Here is a 13,584-nt window from a genome sequence, read left to right as displayed (position 1 = left end):
CACCGAAATGACGGGGTTGTGCATCATGCACTGGCTTTTAACACACTGTTGAGTTCTCAAGAAACGGACGCGTACTCCCCGGAACTGCGAGAGGCTTACATTCCGTCTGTCGGTATCCTATCAGATTCGAGTGGTTCTTGTCAAACCGCCCGATCCGGTAGATACCGGCTCTGCCCCGCTTCGAGGCAACCCTGCTAACTTACTCGAACTTTCAGCCTTTGTCCAACACGAGGTGAACGCAGCCAGAAGTTCGGCTCAGTCAGAGGAGATCCGGGCCAACTGGCCCCGCGCGGAAAACTCTACCAGCCCGCGCGGGGTCCCAAGACCCAACTTCTGTAAGAAGAGAGCGTTCCCCGTACTGGGAGGTCTCAAACACCCAGGCCGGCGAGTTGTGCCTCAAGGCGCGCGATGTCCGCCTGGGCCTGCTCAGCGCGTCCTCGGACCTTCGCCACCACGTCATCGGGGGCCTTGCCCATGAACTGCTCGTTGCCCAGCTTGGCCGCCACCTGCGCGGCCTCCTTGCGGGCGGCGGCCAGGTCCTTCTCCAGCCGCTTCCGCTCCGCGACCACGTCGATGGCTCCCGCCGTGTCGATCTCGACGGTCACCTCGCCCACGGCGAGGCGGGCGGTGGCGGAGAACCCGTCGTCCGGCTCGGTCAGCCGCAGGAGGGAGCGGATCGCCACCTCCTGCCCCGTGAGAGTCGTGCCGGCCAGCCCGAGCCGGGCGGCGACCTTCTGCCCCGGCTTCAGCCCCTGGTCGGAGCGGAACCTGCGGACCTCGGTCACCAGCTCCTGCAGCGCGACGATCTCCTTCTCGGCGCCGGCGTCGACGTAGGCCGACTCCACCACCGGCCAGGGGGCCACCACGATGGACTCGCCGCCCGTGACGGCCCGCCACAGCTCCTCGGTGACGAACGGCACCAATGGATGCAGCAGCCGCAGCAGCGCGTCGAAGACGTGCCCGAGCACGAGCCTGGTGTGCTCCAGCCCCTCACCGAGCTGGATCTTGGCCAGCTCCAGGTACCAGTCGCAGACCTCGTCCCACGCGAAGTGGTAGAGCAGGTCGGACACCTTGGCGAACTCGAACTCCTCGAAGGCCGCGTCGGCCGTCGAGATGACGCTCTGCAGGCGCGAAAGGATCCAGCGGTCGGCCGGCGTCAGGTCGAGCTCGTCCAGGGAGCCGGTCGTCGCGCCGTTCATGAGCGCGAAGCGCGTGGCGTTCCAGATCTTGTTGCAGAAGTTGCGGGAGCCGGCCGCCCACTCCTCGCTGACCGCGACGTCGGCGCCGGGGTTGGCACCGCGCAGGAGCGTGAAGCGGGTCGCGTCGGCGCCGAAGCGCTCGATCCAGTCGAGCGGGTCGACGACGTTGCCGAACGACTTCGACATCTTCTTGCCGTACTGGTCACGGACCATGCCGTGCAGGGCCACGACGCGGAACGGCGGCTCGCCGTCCATCGCGTACAGCCCGAACATCATCATCCGGGCCACCCAGAAGAACAGGATGTCGTAACCGGTCACCAGCACCGAGGTCGGGTAGAAGCGCGCCAGCTCGGGCGTCGCCTCCGGCCAGCCGAGGGTCGAGAATGGCCACAGACCCGAGGAGAACCACGTGTCGAGCACGTCGGCGTCCTGGGTGTAGCCCTCCGGCGGAGCCTCGTCCGGTCCGACGCACACGACCTCGCCGTCCGGGCCGTACCAGACCGGGATGCGGTGGCCCCACCACAGCTGGCGGGAGATGCACCAGTCATGCATGTCGTCGACCCAGTCGAAGTAGCGCTTGGCCAGCTCCGGCGGGTGGATGCGGGTGCGGCCGTCGCGCACGGCGTCGCCCGCGGCCTTGGCCAGCGGGGCGACGTTGACGAACCACTGCAGCGACAGCCGTGGCTCGACCACGGTCTTGCAGCGCGAGCAGTGGCCGACCGAGTGCAGGTACGGCCGCTTCTCCGCGACGATCAGGCCCTCGGCCCGCAGCGCGGCCACCACGGCAGGGCGCGCCTCGAACCGGTCGAGCCCCTCGAACGGTCCGTGGGCCGTGATCACGCCGCGCTCGTCCATGACCGTCAGCGACGGCAGGGAGTGGCGGCGGCCGATCTCGAAGTCGTTGGGGTCGTGGGCTGGGGTGACCTTGACCGCGCCGGTGCCGAACTCGGGGTCGACGTGCTCGTCGGCGACGATCGGGATCATCCGCCCGGTCAGCGGCACCTCCACCATGGTGCCGACGAGGTGCGCGTAGCGCTCGTCGGAAGGGTGGACGGCCACCGCGGTGTCGCCGAGCATCGTCTCGGCCCGGGTGGTGGCGACGACGATGTCGTCGGAGTAGCGGATGGAGACGAGCTCGCCCTCGTCCTCGCTGTGCTCGACCTCGATGTCGGACAGCGCGGTCAGGCAGCGCGGGCACCAGTTGATGATGCGCTCGGCGCGGTAGATGAGCCCGTCGTCGAAGAGCCGCTTGAAGATGGTGTGGACGGCGCGGGACAGCCCCTCGTCCATGGTGAAGCGCTCGCGTTCCCAGTCCACGCCGTCGCCGAGCTTGCGCATCTGGCCGAGGATCCGGCCGCCGGACTCCTCCTTCCACTCCCAGACGCGCTCCACGAACGCCTCGCGTCCGAGGTCGTGGCGGGACAGGCCCTGCTTGGCCAGCTCGCGCTCCACGACGTTCTGGGTGGCGATGCCGGCGTGGTCCATGCCGGGCAGCCAGAGCGCCTCGCGCCCCTGCATGCGGGCGCGGCGGGTGAGCGTGTCCTGGATGGAGTGGTCGAGGGCGTGCCCGATGTGCAGGACCCCCGTCACGTTGGGCGGCGGGAGGACGATGCTGAACGGCGCGCGAGAGCTGCCGGCTTCGGCGTGGAAGTAGCCTTCGGACACCCATCGCTCGTAGCTGCGGGTCTCGACGTCGGCCGGGGTGTACTGGGTGGGCAGCTCTGGCGTTGTCACAGTGCCCCATTCTAGGGAGGCGGGAAAGCGATACGCCCCACGGTTTGCACCATGGGGCGTACGCGGGGACGAAGACTCCGGCCTGCCGGTCAGGCCGACTTCTCGCGCGGCGTCCGCTGCTGCTTGGCGGCGAGCTGGTCGCGCGGTACGAGCGTGGGGATCGCGTGCTCCAGCACCGACTCGCGGGTGATGACGACGCGGGCCACGTCCTTGCGGGAGGGCACCTCGTACATCACGGACTGGAGCACCTCCTCCAGGATGGCGCGCAGGCCGCGGGCGCCGGTGCCGCGCAGGATCGCCTGGTCGGCGATGGCCTCCAGCGCGTCGTCGGTGAACTCCAGCTCCACGCCGTCGAGCTCCAGGAGCTTGCGGTACTGCTTGACGAGCGCGTTGCGGGGCTCGGTGAGGATCTGGACGAGCGCCTCGCGGTCGAGGTTGTGCACCGAGGTGATGACCGGCAACCGGCCGACGAACTCGGGGATCATGCCGAACTTGAGAAGGTCCTCCGGCATCACGTCGGAGAAGATGTCGACGGTGTCGATCTCCTCCTTGGAGCGGATGACGGCGTTGAAGCCGATGCCCTTCTTGCCGACCCGCGACTCGATGATCTTTTCCAGGCCGGCGAACGCCCCGCCGCAGATGAACAGCACGTTGGTGGTGTCGATCTGGATGAACTCCTGGTGCGGGTGCTTGCGGCCGCCCTGCGGCGGCACCGACGCGGTGGTGCCTTCCAGGATCTTCAGCAGCGCCTGCTGGACGCCCTCGCCGGAGACGTCGCGGGTGATCGACGGGTTCTCGCTCTTGCGGGCGATCTTGTCGACCTCGTCGATGTAGATGATGCCCGTCTCGGCCTTCTTGACGTCGTAGTCGGCGGCCTGGATGAGCTTGAGCAGGATGTTCTCGACGTCCTCGCCGACGTAGCCGGCCTCTGTGAGGGCCGTGGCGTCGGCGATGGCGAAGGGCACGTTCAGCATCTTCGCCAGCGTCTGTGCGAGCAGTGTCTTGCCGGAGCCCGTGGGCCCGAGGAGCAGGATGTTGCTCTTGGACAGCTCCAGGCCGTCGTCTCTGCCCCGGTCACCGGACTGCACCCGCTTGTAGTGGTTGTAGACCGCCACCGAGAGTGCCTTCTTCGCCTTGTCCTGACCGATGACGTAGGCGTCGAGGAACTCGTAGATCTCTCTCGGCTTGGGCAGGTTGTCCCACTTGAGCTCGGAGGACTCGGAGAGCTCCTCCTCGATGATCTCGTTGCAGAGATCGATGCACTCATCGCAGATGTAGACGCCTGGACCGGCAATGAGCTTCTTGACTTGCTTCTGGCTCTTCCCGCAGAAAGAGCACTTCAGCAGGTCTCCCCCGTCGCCGATGCGTGCCACCCCAGATACTCCTTTGCGTGGGACCGCCCTGCTCCGCGATCCGTGTCCTCCGGACCCGGTCCGAACCGCTCAGGTTTCGACGTTACCGTCTTCTGGGCCCTCAGTGAGCCCCCTGGCGGCGAGTCGCACCGGAACGTGCCCTATTGGGCAGCGCTCCGGTGCGTCACATCCTCGTCAGGAAGCAACCGCCTGAGCTCGCTTCTTCCGCGACGGAATGATGTCGTCGATCAGACCATACGCCTTCGCCTCGTCCGCGTTGAGAATTTTGTCGCGTTCGATGTCCTTGCGGACTTCGGCGGAGGACTTTCCGGAGTGCCTCGCCACGATGTCCTCCAGGAGGGATCGCATGCGAAGGATCTCGCGGGCCTGGATCTCGATGTCGCTTCCCTGGCCGCCGCCCTCGGTGGAGGGCTGGTGGATCAGGACCCGGGCGTTGGGCAGCGCGAAGCGCTTGCCCGGGGTGCCGCCGGCCAGCAGCACGGCCGCCGCGGAGGCGGCCTGGCCGAGGCAGACGGTCTGGATCTCCGGCCGGACGAACTGCATCGTGTCGTAGATCGCCGTCATGGCCGTGAAGGAGCCGCCGGGCGAGTTGATGTAGATGCTGATGTCACGGTCGGGATCGAGCGACTCCAGCGTCAGCAGCTGGGCCATGACGTCGTTGGCCGACGCGTCGTCGATCTGCACCCCGAGGAAGATGATGCGGTCCTCGAAGAGCTTGTTGTACGGGTTCATCTCCTTCACGCCGTAGGACGTGCGCTCGACGAACGAGGGGAGGACGTAGCGGCTTTCGATGTTCACTTCAGCTCCCCCTAGGAGACGGGGCCCTGCGAGGGCACTTGCCGAGCGCTGCGAACGACGTGGTCGATGAAGCCGTAGTCCTTGCCCTCGTCGGCCGTGAACCAGCGGTCACGGTCGGAGTCGGCCTCGATCTGCTCCAGCGGCTGCCCGGTGTGGAAGGCGATCCGCTCGGCCAGCGTCTTCTTCACGTACAGCATCTGCTCGGCCTGGATGGCGATGTCGGCCGCGGTGCCGCCGATGCCGCCCGACGGCTGGTGCATCATGATGCGGGCGTGCGGCAGGCCGAAACGCTTGCCCTTGGTGCCCGCGGAGAGCAGGAACTGCCCCATCGAGGCCGCCATGCCCATCACGACCGTGGAGACGTCGTTGGGGACGTACTCCATCATGTCGTAGATCGCCATTCCGGCGCTGACGGAGCCGCCGGGCGAGTTGATGTAGAGGGTGATGTCGCGGTCGGGGTCGTCCGCGGCGAGCAGGAGCAGCTCCGCGCAGATCCGGTTGGCGATCTCATCGTTGACCTCCTGACCGAGCACGATGATGCGCTCGCGCAGCAGGCGCTGGTAAAGCTGGTCCTCAAGCCGGAAGGACGAGCCGTTCTCACGGCCTCGCGACTCAGGCTGATAGAAGGTCGGCGGGCTGGTCACAGCGTCACCTTCCGATGCGTCGTAATCGATTGGCTTTGCTTGTGACCTTAACGCGCGCCGCCCACAGGTCATGCCCGCTCCACGTACTGTTCGCTGACGGCGCAGGTTGGGTCAGGCCCCTCCGGAGACCCTGCGGCGCTCCTCGACGTCCAGCTCGTGGTCAAGCTTGCGCATGGTGTCGGCACCGATGACGCCCTTGCGGTAAAGGTGTCGCAACTTGTCGCGCTGGGCCCGGATGAGCTCCCGCCGGAGCCCGACGTGGTGCGATTCCGCGCCGGCATCGGCGTCCGCGCCCTCCCCGTCGCCGTCGAGGTCGCCGAGGACCTCGCGGACCCGGTCGAGGCGGAGCTCGAACAGCTGCCGGAACACCTCGGCGGTCCGGTCGTCCACCTTGTCGTCGGCGGCCAGCTCGTCCAGGCGGGCCAGCGCGGCCTCCAGGAGCGCCTCCCTGGCCGTGGCGTCCTCCTGGACCTCCTCCTGGGGCTCTCCCACGCCCAGCCGGCGCAGCACCGGGGCGAGCGTCGTGGCCTGCACTCCCAGGGTGACCAGCACGACGCAGGCGGCCAGGAAGATGAGCAGGGCCCGGTTCGGGGCGTCGAGCGGGATGGACAGGGCGATGGCCAGTGTGATGGCGCCGCGCATCCCGGCCCAGCCGAGGACCAGCCGCTGACGCCGTTCGATCGGCCTCCCCAGCCGTACGGGGGCGAGCACCAGCGCCGTCCAGGCCAGCCGGAGCACGATCACGACGGCCATCGCGACGAGGGCGGTGAGAGCGAGCTGGGTCCAGGGCAGGTCGCGCACCTCGTGGAACACGTCCATGATCTGCACGCCCAGCAGGACGAACAGGGTGGATTCCAGCAGGTGGGACAGCACTCGCCAGAACACCTGGCCGCTCAGCCGCGAGGCCGGCTGGAGCACTCCCTGAGGGCTGATGCCGAGCACGAAGCCGGTGACGATGGTGGCGAGGACGCCGGACACCCCGAAGTGCTCGGCCGGCAGGTACGCGACGAACGGGGTCAGCAGCGACAGCACGATCTGGCTGCCGGGGTCGTGGAACACGCGGCGCACCTTGCCGATGACCCACGCGACCGCCAGGCCGTACAGGATGCCGCCGCAGACGACGCGCAGCAGCTCGATGACGCCGTCGGCGACGGTGACCTCGCCGCTGAGGCCGGACAGGGCCAGGCCGAACAGGGTGAGCGCCACCCCGTCGTTGAGCAGGCTCTCGCCTTCCAGGATCGTCACGAGGCGCCTGGGGGCGCCGACGCGCTGCAGCACCGAGGTGGCGGCGACGGGGTCGGTGGGGGCGATCGCCGCGCCGAGCGCGAGCGCCGCGGCCCACGGCAGGCCGGGTACGGCGAGGCCGACGGCGACCATGACGCACAGAGCCGTGGCGGAGGTCAGGCCGACGGCGAGGATGGTGATGGGGAGCGCGTCCTGGCGGCTCTCGCGGGGCGCGGTCAGGAACGCCGCCCGGTAGATCAGGGGCGGCAGGAAGACGTTGAGGACCACCTCCGGCTGCACGTGCAGCCCGTGCAGCGCCGGCAGGAACCCGACCACGGCGCCGAACGGCACCAGCAGGATCGGTCCCGGCACGTTCAGGCGCTTGGACAGCACTCCCGGAACGAGGAGCGCGACGCCGAAGGCCAGGATCGCGAGGAAGGGTTGGTCGCCCATGGACCCTCTTCTGCCCGAGAAAAGGACGAAGCCCCCAAATCATAGAATTTGGGGGCTTCGGCGCGTGCGTGGGCGCTCACCGCTCGGGCCGTGGGCCCGTACGGTGGCCGCGCTCCGGACTCGCGCCCGGGGTGCTTACGCCTCCGGCTTGTCCTCGGCCTTGCCGGCGGTGTCGTCCGCCTGGTCGGCGGCCTCGACGCTCTCGTCGCTCTCGTCCTCGGCGGACTCCTCGACGACCTCCTCACCGTTGATCTCGGTGTAGATGGCCTTGAGGTCCACCTCGTTGCCGTCGCTGTCGACGACCTTGGCGGCGTCGCCGAGCACGGCCTTGGCCTTGTCGCGGACGATCTCGACCATGGCCAGCGTGAGCTGGTCGTTGTCGGCCAGGTGCTGGGCGAGCTGGTTGGGCTGGACGCCCATCTCCATGGCGCGGCGGACCACGAAGTTGGTCAGCTCCTGCTCGCTGACGCCCAGCTCCTCGGCCTTGACGATCTTGTCGAGCACGAAGCCGACCTTGATCGCCTTGCGGGAGCTGGCGTCGAACTCGGCGAAGCGCTCGTCCTCGGTCGTCTGGTAGAGACGGAAGAACGCGTCGCGGCTCAGGCCGCTCTCGGCGATCTGGTGCTCGAGGTTGTGCTTGCGGGCGTCGACCTCGGCCTTGAGCGCGCTGTCGGGGATCGGGATGTCGAGCTTGTCCAGCAGCGTGTCGAGGGCCTTGTCACGGGCCTGCACGACCTGGTCGATCAGCTTGTTGCGGCGGGACTGCTCGCGGATGCTCTGCTTGAGCTCCTCCAGCGTGTCGAACTCGCTGGCGAGCTGCGCGAACTCGTCGTCGAGCTCGGGCAGGACCTTCTCCTTGACCGACTTGACGTTGATGATCACGTCGGCCTGCTCGCCGGCGTTCTCGCCGCCGACGAGCTCGGTGCGGAAGGTCTTCTCCTCGCCCGCGGACATGCCCTCGAGCGCGTCGTCGAGGCCCTGGAGCACCGAGCCGGCGCCGACCTCGTAGGAGACCTCGCTGGCCTGCTGCTCCTCGATGTTCTTGCCGTCGATCTCGGCCCGCAGGTCCATGACGACGAAGTCGCCGGAGGTGGCGGGGCGCTCGACGCCGGTCAGCGTGGCGAAGCGCTGGCGCAGCGCGTCGAGCTGCGCGTCGATGTCGGCGTCCGTCACCTCGGCGGAGTCGACGGCGACCTCGACGTCCTTGTACTCGGGGACGTCGAAGTTGGGCCGGATGTCGACCTCGGCGGTGAACTCGATCTGCTCACCGTCGTCGATCTTCGTGACCTCGATGTCGGGCTGGCTGACCGGGAACACGTCGACCTCGTCGACGGCCTGGCCGTACAGCTTGGGCACCGCGTCGTTGAGGGTCTCCTCCAGCACGACCGCGCGGCCGAAGCGCTGCTCGATGATGCGAGCCGGGACCTTGCCGGGGCGGAACCCGGGGACCCGTACCTGCTGCGCGACCTTCTTGTACGCGGCATCCAGGCTGGGGCGCAGCTCGTCGAACGGCACCTCGACAGTGAGCTTGACCCGAGTCGGGCTGAGCTCCTCGACAGCGGTCTTCACGGGGTGGTCTCCTTGATCATGCTTCGAGTGATCGCGGGCGCGTCCAATCGGTACGGCTCACGCGCCGCGCCCACATGAGCGGCGCTGGGGCATGCTCCGCCACGGCGGGATACGAGCGCCGATGGCCAGTCTAGGGCAGGTGCGCACCCGACAGCGACGTGACGGGCCTCAGAACTCGTCGGCGATGGTCCGCAGCAACGCGGCCGTCTCGTCCGGGGTGGTGCTGACGGCGCAGAGCCGCTCCATCACCTCGGTGTAGCGGTCGACGTCCTCGCGTTTGTCCAGGTACAGGGCGCTGGCGAGCTGCTCGACGTACACGACGTCCGGCAGCTCGCGGTCGGGGAAGCGCAGGATGCTGAACGCGCCGCCCTCCGCGCTGTGGCCGCCGAAGCTGAACGGCATGATCTGGATCGTGATGTTGGGCTGGCGCATCAGGTCCGCCAGGTGTTCCAGCTGGGCGCGCATGACCTCGGCGCCGCCGATGGGGCGCCGCAGCGCCGCCTCGTCGATGACCGCCCAGAAGATCGGGCCGTCGGGCCGGTCGAGGAGGCGCTGGCGTTCGAGTCGCAGGTCGACGCGGCGCGCGATCTCGTCGGGGCCGACGCCGGCCGCTCCGGCGGTGACGACCGCGCGGGCGTACTCCTTGGTCTGCAGCAGGCCGGGCACGAACTGCACCTCGTACGTCCTGATCCGCTCCGCGGCCTCCTCCAGGCCCACGTACGCCTGGAACCAGGTGGGCAGGACGTCGTTGAAGCGGTGCCACCAGCCGGGCTCGTTGGCCTTGGTCACCAGGTCCAGGACGGCGGCGCGGGCCTCGGCGTCCGTCACGCCGTACAGGGTGAGCAGGTCGGCGACGTCGCGCTCCTTGAACCCGACGCGGCCCAGCTCCATACGGCTGATCTTGGACTCGGAACCCCTGATCAGGTGGCCCGCCTCCTCGCGGGTGACGCTCTTCGCCTCCCTGAGCCGGCGCAGCTGGGAGCCCAGGAGAATACGCAGCGCCGTAGGGCCGGAACCCGGCTGGTTCTGCGTCACTCTGCCTCCTATCAAGGTCCGCACACACAGTGACACCACATCGTCGGGTATGACAAGGTCCCAACCTGGTGTCCGATTCGGATACCCATCCGAGTAACCGCTCATGCTGCTGCACATTGCACATGCACGTGCATTTGGGTCTTGCAGGCACCCGGACCCGTGACCCATGATGGTCTAGTGCATTTTGGCCAGACATGCACTAAATCGAGGGCAGCAGGAGGTATCGGCGGGATGGTGGAGGATTCCTTGGCCACTGCCGATTGCCTGCAGATTACGCGCGAGGTGGGCTTCGACAGCCTGCTGACGGCCGGCAAGCCGTACACGACCTCGTGCCCGCTCCCCTTCCAGGCCGACTCCGTCAAGACCGCGCGCGACGTCACGCGTTCGACGCTGCGGAGCTGGGGGCTGTCGGAGCTGAGCGACGACGCGACGCTGGTGGTGTCGGAGCTGGTGACGAACGCGGTCAGGTACGCGATGTACTCGAGCGCACCGCAGGGCATCCAGCTGCTGCTGATGAGGGTGGCGCCGCACGTGCTGCTGGCCGTGGCCGACCCGAGCGACGAGGTGCCGATGCCCAAGGAGCCCGACTTCGTCTCGGAGAACGGGCGAGGGCTCTACATCGTCGAGACCTACAGCCAGTGCTGGGGCTGGGACCCGCTGGCCCGCGGCGGCAAGGCCGTCTGGGCGCTCTTCCACGCCGGCTCCTGAGCCTGCGGCGCGACGTCGCCGTGGACGGCCGGGGAGCGGCGCTGGTCGGGCTACGCGGCTCGAAGTACGCCGGTGCGACAGCTCACCCGTCCTCTTGACATGGTGGCGCTCGGGGTTCGGGCCGGTGGGCGAGGCCAGGACCCGGAGGTCCAAGCGGACGCTCGCACTCCCCAAGAGGGGAGTGGAGGTGCCGGAAGAGCTCTGGGCCACCAGGGGAAGGCCCTTTGGAGCGGACGACGGGAATCGAACCCGCGTAGCTAGTTTGGAAGACTAGGGCTCTACCATTGAGCTACGTCCGCACGAACCGGTCGTGGTCTGGTCTAGACTTCAACCGGTCGTCAGGGCGTAAGCGTACCGGAGTCCCGGAGCGTGTGCGTACCCGGCGCAGCGGGGCGTGGCGCAGCTTGGCAGCGCGCTTGCTTTGGGAGCAAGAAGTCGCAGGTTCAAATCCTGTCGCCCCGACCAGCACGACCGCACGAAGCCCACTCCCCCGGACGGGGAGTGGGCTTCTGAGTGTCTCCCGGCTGATCCACAGCTCCTCACGGCCGGCGCCGACGTGCGCGCCCAGCTGGACGGGTACGACTTCATCGCCACGTGAGAACCCCCTGGCGGCCGCTCGCACCTGACGGAGTTCACCGCTGGGGTTGCATGGAGAGGGCCTGCCGCCAGTGCTCGGCCGCCTGGCCCATGTCGTGGCCGAGCAGTGCGAAGAACTGGCTGGTGGTGCGGAGCCGGTCGCCGGTCGGCGTGTCGGTGCCGAAGATCCCGGCGCCGTGCCGGGCGGTGTCGGCCCATATCGCTATCGTCCTGGCGCTGGCCGCCCAGGTGCGGTACCAGACATCGACGTCGACCAGGTAACGCACCCGGCGGGCTTCGCGTTCCCGGGCGATCATCGCCCGCTGTTCGAGCCACTTGGCGGCATTGGAGACCGTCGCCGGACTGACGTGGAGTTGCCGGACGAGCTCCGTGGCGGTCAGGCTGCCGCCCTCGCTGAGGAACAGCGCGGCGAACACCCTGGCGGTCATGGGTGCCATTCCGCTCTCGATCATCATGGCGACGAACTGTTCCTCGAACTCCCTGGCCGTACGGACGTCACGGTTGTCACGGTTGTCGGTGGGGTGCGGAACGTCGGCGTGGGGAGCGCGCTTGCGGCGGCGGGCGCGCCAGTTCGTGGCGTGTTGTGCGCGGGCCGCCCGGTAGCCGTGCGGGCCGCCGTTCCTGGCGATCTCGCGGGTGACGGTGGACCTGGACCGTCCCAGCCGGCGGGCGATCTCCGCGTAGGACAGGCCGGCCGCCAGACCTTCGGCGATGCGGCGGCGGTCCTCGCTGGTCAACCGGTCTCCTGGCACGTCGTCCTCTCCTCGGTCGGTTGCACTCAGCTGCAAGCTCGTTGCACCAATATACGGCCTTCTACCTGGCCATATGAGTTCCGTCAGTTGTCTCGACGCAAAACACAACTCTACCGTTGGCCTGCACCGAAGAGGAGATTCATCATGGAGAAGGTCGTTCTCGTCACGGGCGCCTCCGCCGGCATCGGCAAGGCCACCGCCCTCGAACTCATCCGCGCCGGCCACATCGTCTACGGCGCCGCGCGGCGCGTACCCAGGATGGACGACATCCGCGACGCCGGCGGACACGCCCTGGCCATGGACGTACGCCGGCCGGAGGACCTGGAACGCGCTGTCGCCGCGGTCGTCGAGGAGCAGGGGCGCATCGACGTACTCGTCAACAATGCCGGCACCGTCCTGCACGGCGCCGCCGAGGACATCCCCATCGACCGGGCGCGCGACCAGTTCGAGGTCAACGTCTTCGCACCGGCCCGGCTGACCCAGCTCGTCCTGCCGTACATGCGCGAGCAAGGGTCCGGCACGATCGTCAACGTCTCCTCCATCGGCGGCGAGATCGCGCTCCCGCTCGGCTGCTGGTACTACGCGAGCAAGCACGCCCTGGAGGCCTACTCCGACTCCCTGCGCATGGAGGTGGAGCCGTTCGGCATCGACGTCGTGATCATCCAGCCCGGCATCATCAAGACCGAGTTCGAAGACCGTACGGCACAGGACCTCCGTGAGATCTCCGGCGCGACCGCGTACGGGCAGATGGCGGAAGCCATGGCCAGACGCGCCGAGACGCAGCTCGGCGAGAGCACCCAGGGCTCGGATCCCGGCCTGGTCGCCACCACCATCCGGCAGGCCGTCGACGCCGGCAAGCCCGAGACGCGCTACCCGGTCGGCTGGACGGCCGACCAGCTCCTGGAGCTCAACAGGACGCTGCCGGACCGCGAGTTCGACAAGCTCATGATGAACGCCACGAAGTAGGACCCGCGATGTCGCACCAACCCGACTCACGCAGATGGTGGGCGCTCACCGCGCTCGTGCTCACGTCGCTGGCCGTGGGCTTCGACGTGACCATCCTCAACCTGGCCCTGCCGAGCATGGCCGAGGACCTGCACGCCGACAACGTCCAGTTGCAATGGTTCGTCACCGTCTACACGCTGGTGCTGGCCGCCGGCATGATCCCGGCGGGAATGCTGGGCGACCGCCTGGGCCGCAAGAGGACGCTCCTGGTCGCGCTGGTCATCTTCGGCGCCGGCTCGCTGGCCGCCGCCTACGCCCCCTCGACCGGGATCTTCATCGCGGCACGTGCCGTGCTGGGCCTGGGAGCGGCGCTCATCATGCCGACGATGCTGGCGCTGATCCCGGCGATGTTCACCGCGGAGGAGCGGCCGAAGGCGATCGGAACGCTGGCGGGCGCCTCGCTGCTGGCCTTTCCCATCGGTCCGGTCCTGGGCGGCTGGCTGCTGAACCATTTCTGGTGGGGCTCGGTCTTCCTCATCAACATCCCCGTCGT

Annotated in this window: 11 protein-coding genes and 2 tRNA genes; 4 read left to right on the top strand and 9 right to left on the bottom strand. The window is 68.3% G+C overall.

All coding sequences use genetic code 11. From position 1 onward, the window contains the following. Positions 1–368: 368 nt before the first annotated feature. From ABZS51_RS40340 to ABZS51_RS40310, 7 genes are all read right to left on the bottom strand, one after another. Positions 369–2,933: a valine--tRNA ligase gene (locus ABZS51_RS40340; protein ID WP_355452950.1), complete on the bottom strand. Its 2,565-nt coding sequence runs from the start codon at positions 2,931–2,933 to the stop codon at positions 369–371. Positions 2,934–3,022: 89 nt separating this feature from the next. Continuing rightward, positions 3,023–4,306: an ATP-dependent Clp protease ATP-binding subunit ClpX gene (gene clpX / locus ABZS51_RS40335; RefSeq protein ID WP_310712298.1), complete on the bottom strand. Its 1,284-nt coding sequence runs from the start codon at positions 4,304–4,306 to the stop codon at positions 3,023–3,025. 174 nt (positions 4,307–4,480) lie between these two features. Next, positions 4,481–5,104, bottom strand: coding sequence for an ATP-dependent Clp protease proteolytic subunit (locus tag ABZS51_RS40330; RefSeq protein ID WP_310712297.1), 624 nt, complete (start codon positions 5,102–5,104; stop codon positions 4,481–4,483). Positions 5,105–5,115: 11 nt separating this feature from the next. Beyond that, positions 5,116–5,748, bottom strand: a complete 633-nt coding sequence (locus ABZS51_RS40325) for an ATP-dependent Clp protease proteolytic subunit (protein ID WP_310712296.1) — start codon at positions 5,746–5,748, stop codon at positions 5,116–5,118. A 111-nt stretch (positions 5,749–5,859) separates the two neighbouring features. After that, a complete protein-coding gene (locus tag ABZS51_RS40320; RefSeq protein WP_355452945.1) occupies positions 5,860–7,425 on the bottom strand; it encodes a Na+/H+ antiporter in 1,566 nt (521 codons plus the stop codon). A 135-nt stretch (positions 7,426–7,560) separates the two neighbouring features. Then, positions 7,561–8,994, bottom strand: a complete 1,434-nt coding sequence (gene tig / locus ABZS51_RS40315; protein WP_355452942.1) for a trigger factor — start codon at positions 8,992–8,994, stop codon at positions 7,561–7,563. Between the two features lie 168 nt (positions 8,995–9,162). Beyond that, the gene (locus ABZS51_RS40310; protein ID WP_310712293.1) at positions 9,163–10,029 is read right to left on the bottom strand and encodes a helix-turn-helix transcriptional regulator; all 867 of its coding nucleotides are present in this window, start codon (positions 10,027–10,029) and stop codon (positions 9,163–9,165) included. A 246-nt stretch (positions 10,030–10,275) separates the two neighbouring features. On the opposite strand from ABZS51_RS40310, the gene ABZS51_RS40305 reads away from it, so the two are divergent. Further along, positions 10,276–10,737 (top strand): ATP-binding protein, encoded by a 462-nt coding sequence (locus ABZS51_RS40305; RefSeq protein WP_355452939.1) that lies wholly within the window; start codon positions 10,276–10,278, stop codon positions 10,735–10,737. A 225-nt stretch (positions 10,738–10,962) separates the two neighbouring features. On the opposite strand, the gene ABZS51_RS40300 is transcribed toward ABZS51_RS40305, so the two are convergent. Further along, a tRNA-Gly gene (locus ABZS51_RS40300) sits at positions 10,963–11,036 on the bottom strand. 89 nt (positions 11,037–11,125) lie between these two features. On the opposite strand from ABZS51_RS40300, the gene ABZS51_RS40295 reads away from it, so the two are divergent. Then, positions 11,126–11,202: transfer RNA gene (locus ABZS51_RS40295), tRNA-Pro, on the top strand. Positions 11,203–11,369: 167 nt separating this feature from the next. Here the strand turns inward: ABZS51_RS40295 and ABZS51_RS40290 are convergent. Then, positions 11,370–12,071, bottom strand: coding sequence for a helix-turn-helix domain-containing protein (locus ABZS51_RS40290; RefSeq protein WP_355452936.1), 702 nt, complete (start codon positions 12,069–12,071; stop codon positions 11,370–11,372). A gap of 159 nt (positions 12,072–12,230) precedes the next feature. On the opposite strand from ABZS51_RS40290, the gene ABZS51_RS40285 reads away from it, so the two are divergent. Together ABZS51_RS40285 and ABZS51_RS40280 are read left to right on the top strand one after the other, a co-directional pair. Then, positions 12,231–13,052: an oxidoreductase gene (locus ABZS51_RS40285; RefSeq protein WP_355452933.1), complete on the top strand. Its 822-nt coding sequence runs from the start codon at positions 12,231–12,233 to the stop codon at positions 13,050–13,052. A gap of 8 nt (positions 13,053–13,060) precedes the next feature. Then, on the top strand, positions 13,061–13,584 hold a 524-nt coding region (locus tag ABZS51_RS40280), incomplete at its 3' end, for an MFS transporter (protein ID WP_355452930.1).

This window comes from Nonomuraea sp. NPDC005501 (assembly GCF_040605905.1).
In the GTDB taxonomy this organism is placed as follows: Bacteria; Actinomycetota; Actinomycetes; order Streptosporangiales; family Streptosporangiaceae; genus Nonomuraea.
Note: the sequence above shows the minus strand (reverse complement) of the source record. Positions and strands in the feature narration are given on the sequence as shown.